The organism is Mammaliicoccus fleurettii (assembly GCF_003970575.1).
Taxonomy (GTDB): domain Bacteria; phylum Bacillota; class Bacilli; order Staphylococcales; family Staphylococcaceae; genus Mammaliicoccus; species Mammaliicoccus fleurettii.
This window is the reverse complement of sequence record NZ_RXWZ01000081.1, coordinates 1-4053: the sequence shown is the minus strand read 5'-3', so window position 1 is coordinate 4053 and position 4053 is coordinate 1. Positions and strand designations below refer to the sequence as shown.

Genomic DNA, 4053 nt, shown 5'->3' with positions numbered 1-4053 from the left:
TTAAGCTTAAATTTAATAAAACATACTTATTAAAACAAAAAAACAAACTGAACTTATAAAATTAAGTTCAGTTTGTCCACAGTCTGAAGCATTACACATTATGTGTAATGCTTTTTTATTTAACTAAACCCATTTAAATATGGATTTGTCATTTCTTCTTCAGAAATAGTTGATTCGGGACCATGTCCTGGAAAAATTGTAGTATTAGGATCTAATTCTAATAATTTATCTTCAATTGATTTAATTAAAGTTTCAGTATCACCTTTATATAAATCCGTTCTACCTATTCCACCTTTAAATAAAGTATCCCCAACAATTGCAAAATCTCCAAAAACGAATGACAAGCTACCTGGTGAATGCCCTGGTGTATGTAGAGCTTCAAACTCAAACTCTCCTATTTTGTGAGTTCCTTCATCCATAACTAAAGGTACTGTATGTTGTACAACTTGAGGTAATTGATATGCTGCGAATTTTTTAGATCCATTTTTCACTGTATCTGTTAACCATGATTTTTCTTCTTTATGAACATATACATCGACGTCATATTTTTTAACGACATCATCAATGCCACCTATATGGTCAAAATGAGCATGTGTAAGTAGAATACCACTTAACTTTTTATTGAATTTCTCTATGCGTTTGTTTATAAATTGTCCATTATCACCCGGATCAATTACTAGCAGTTCCTTATCTCCTTCGATAATATAACAGTTAGTTTCAACTATTCCTAAAGAATAACTATGTACTTTCATTGCATTTCCTCCTCTTTTTTTAAAAAGTACCTCGACAAAATCACATATTAATTATACAATTAATATGATAATAAAAGAAAACGTATTGGGGGTATTGGAATGCCATTTATCGACACAGGGGAACTATTTGAGTTGTTTGGAATAAAAATCCATATCGGCGTTAATATTTTCTCTTTATTAATGCTTGCCGTTTTTATTCTTGCAATATTTGGTTTGATTTCAGCATTCAAAAACAAAAATATTTTGGGCATTCTTTTTGGTGCAATAACTGTAGTATCTTTTGGCTTTTTCTCATTAGCAACAATATTTACATACGGTTATCCAATTTTGCATCATTAAAGAAAAGACGAGTTTACACTCGTCTTTTTTTATTTGTTTAAATGTCTGTTAACTGATTCTAACTTTTCATTCATTTTTCTTGATTTGTCTCTTCGATCATCAATTCTTATGTTAGTACATACTCTATCCAAACCTTTATTAAATGGACTTTCATGAATTTCTTGAATTACTTCAAATAAATCTTTCAAGTCACCTTCGATTAAAGTGTTCATAGGTGTAAGTTGGAAATCAATTTTTCCAGATTGTTTATGTTTTTCTAAAATCAACTGGATATCTGCAATATATTCGCTTACACTCGGTCCTTCTGTTCCTACCGGTATTACAACAACATCAACGATTGCCATTATTGATTCTCCTTTTCTAGTACATATGTCTTAATAAGGCCAGCTGCACCAATTATACCTGCATCATTGCCTAATTGTGCTACTTCAATGTGCGTATCTTCTTGAGCAGGTTTAAAAGTCATTTCTTCATAATGCTTTTTAATGAATTCTATAAGAATATCTCCAGCTTTACTAACGCCTCCACCAATTATAATATACTTTGGATTTGTCATAACACTAATTACGCTTGCTGCATAAGCTATGTAGCCACCCACTTTATCTATAATAAACAAACTGAATTCATCACCAGCTCTAGCAGCATCAAATACATCTTTAGCCGTTACGTTCTTGCTTGCGATTAATTCATGCAGTCTAGACTTCATATTAATATTTGGATAATAATGATGAACTAAATTTATAACTCCTGTTGCAGATGCAACTGTTTCCAAACAACCTTTTAATCCACAATTACATTGAAATCTTTTCTTTTGATCTACTAAAAAGTGACCGATCTCTGCTCCTGAACCATTATGTCCATGAATTAACTCACTATTGGATACAATTCCACCACCAACACCAGTTCCAAGTGTGATACATACGACATCACTTTCATTTCTTCCTGCACCTTTAAACTTCTCACCTAAAGTTGCTACATTCGCATCATTATCAACATAAACTGGGCCATCAAAATATTGTTGCATAAGTTTTCTTACTTCAATATTTCCTTTCCAATTTAAATTAACTGCACCATGTACAATACCATTGTCAAAATCGATAGGTCCTGGAACACCAAGACCCATACCGATTATATTTTCAATGTCTATATTTTTACGATTCATATGGACCATAAATGAATCGTAAATGTTTTCTAATATACCTTCTCCAGTTCTATTAGTAGAAATTTCCCATTTTTCTTCAATATTTAAAGAACGATCAAATATTCCTAATTTACATGTTGTTCCGCCTATATCTGCTGATAAAATATGTGTCATTTTTTCTCAATCCTTCTTTGGTTAATAATGAGTCTTGCTTGTAAAAATGTGTCTTTGTCAATTAGCATAGATTGATACATGGTTTTGATTTCTTGTTCCATCATTTCTAGTTGATCATCTTCATTTTTAAAATAAATGATATATCCAAACTTTTTTAACAATTGTTGTACATCATATAAGTTTTCCATATATTAACTCCTAAATGCAGTTATTTCTTTCTTTAAAGCTTTATAGCGTTTATTATCTTTATCAAGCTTCAATGATTGATTTATAAATTTACTGGCTTTATCATAATCGTCTTTAGCTCTATAACCTAACGCTAATTGATAATTTAACTGTCCAGATTTTGGAAAAACTTTTAAACCTTTTTCCCATTCTAATATTGCTTCATTTAATGAAGTTTTATTTGCAACAATCAATCCACTTAAAATATATGTTTCATCTGATTCAAAATCTTTTTCTTTTATTTGTTTTACCATTGTTTCAGCACTATCAAAATCACCGTTATTCATAGCATTTTTCGTTAATTCATCATATATATAATGCTGCTGTCTACTAAAAATAACTATGATTAGAATAATAATTAAAACTATAAACCCAATGATATAATATAATTTGAATTTATCATGTTCCATCCAACGATATATAATATACATTAGGATAGCACCACCTATAAATCCACCTAAATGTGCAAAATGGTTCACATTATTAATGAATAAGGCTAATAGTGAAATGATTGCAATGCCAATAAAAGTTTGCAATACAAATTGTTTATTTATATTTTTTCTAGTAAATAAGTAAACAATAAATGCACCAATCAAACCAAATATTGCACCACTCGCACCAATCGATATAGATTCTGTATCAATACTTAAAGATACTAATCCTGCAAATAGCCCAGATGCCATGTAAATCGTAAACATCTTGACCGATCCTAATGCACCTTCAATTAATTTACCAAATATAATAAGTGAAAATACATTCATTATAAGATGTGTAAAATTGGCATGTAAGAACATAGATGTTAATAATCTATACCATTCCCCATGTACAACATTAAAATGTACTAGACCACCATAATCTACTAAATTTATTTGCGCTACTTGATTAAATATTAATACTAAAGATAACCAAACAATCACATTAATTGCTACTAAAATATATGTAACTGGTGAGAATTTCAACATAAAACTATCAATAAAACTGGCATTAAGTAGCTTGTTTTTATAAGTTGTTACGGCCGATGTCTTTGAGCGTTTAATTTGCTGCTTAGTAATTAAATGCCCTGAAACTTTTTGAAAATCTTCCACATTACTTAAAGCGTAATACCGTATTTTTGGACGCTTATAATGATTAAACTCTGTGAAATCTATTACTTTATCCGTTACATAGTATATATCTAGTTGTTCAAAACTAAACCCTATACTTTCAATCAAATTGCTTAAATGATCCGTTGTTTTCTCAAAATCAAAATCAACTTCTTGATGTGTCGGGGTCTTATGTATAAATCTTTTAACGATTTTTTTAGATTCATGCGTTAACCAAATTTCTGATTCATCTTCATCAATCGATAAAATGTTAAACCCTTCTGTATATACTAAATAATAAATCGATTTCCACATTTGCTTTATTTTATCCATTTATTCT

At 29.8% G+C, this 4053-nt stretch carries 6 protein-coding genes; 1 reads left to right on the top strand and 5 read right to left on the bottom strand.

The features are described from left to right. Positions 1–119: 119 nt before the first annotated feature. Positions 120–752: an MBL fold metallo-hydrolase gene (locus tag CD129_RS07145; RefSeq protein WP_078356554.1), complete on the bottom strand. Its 633-nt coding sequence runs from the start codon at positions 750–752 to the stop codon at positions 120–122. Between the two features lie 99 nt (positions 753–851). Between CD129_RS07145 and CD129_RS07140 the strand changes: the two genes are divergently transcribed. Beyond that, positions 852–1091, top strand: coding sequence for a DUF2759 domain-containing protein (locus tag CD129_RS07140; protein WP_078356553.1), 240 nt, complete (start codon positions 852–854; stop codon positions 1089–1091). Positions 1092–1120: 29 nt separating this feature from the next. On the opposite strand, the gene CD129_RS07135 is transcribed toward CD129_RS07140, so the two are convergent. From CD129_RS07135 to CD129_RS07120, 4 genes are read right to left on the bottom strand one after another with little or no spacing between them, the layout of a single operon-like run. Continuing rightward, a complete protein-coding gene (locus tag CD129_RS07135; protein ID WP_078356552.1) occupies positions 1121–1435 on the bottom strand; it encodes an MTH1187 family thiamine-binding protein in 315 nt (104 codons plus the stop codon). Next, positions 1435–2406, bottom strand: a complete 972-nt coding sequence (locus tag CD129_RS07130) for an ROK family glucokinase (protein WP_107509995.1) — start codon at positions 2404–2406, stop codon at positions 1435–1437. The genes CD129_RS07135 and CD129_RS07130 overlap by 1 nt, the downstream gene beginning before the upstream one ends. Continuing rightward, positions 2403–2594: a YqgQ family protein gene (locus tag CD129_RS07125; RefSeq protein WP_078356550.1), complete on the bottom strand. Its 192-nt coding sequence runs from the start codon at positions 2592–2594 to the stop codon at positions 2403–2405. Before CD129_RS07125 ends, CD129_RS07130 begins: the two co-directional genes overlap by 4 nt. A gap of 3 nt (positions 2595–2597) precedes the next feature. Next, positions 2598–4028, bottom strand: a complete 1431-nt coding sequence (locus CD129_RS07120; RefSeq protein ID WP_256681900.1) for a rhomboid family intramembrane serine protease — start codon at positions 4026–4028, stop codon at positions 2598–2600. Positions 4029–4053 lie beyond the last annotated feature (25 nt).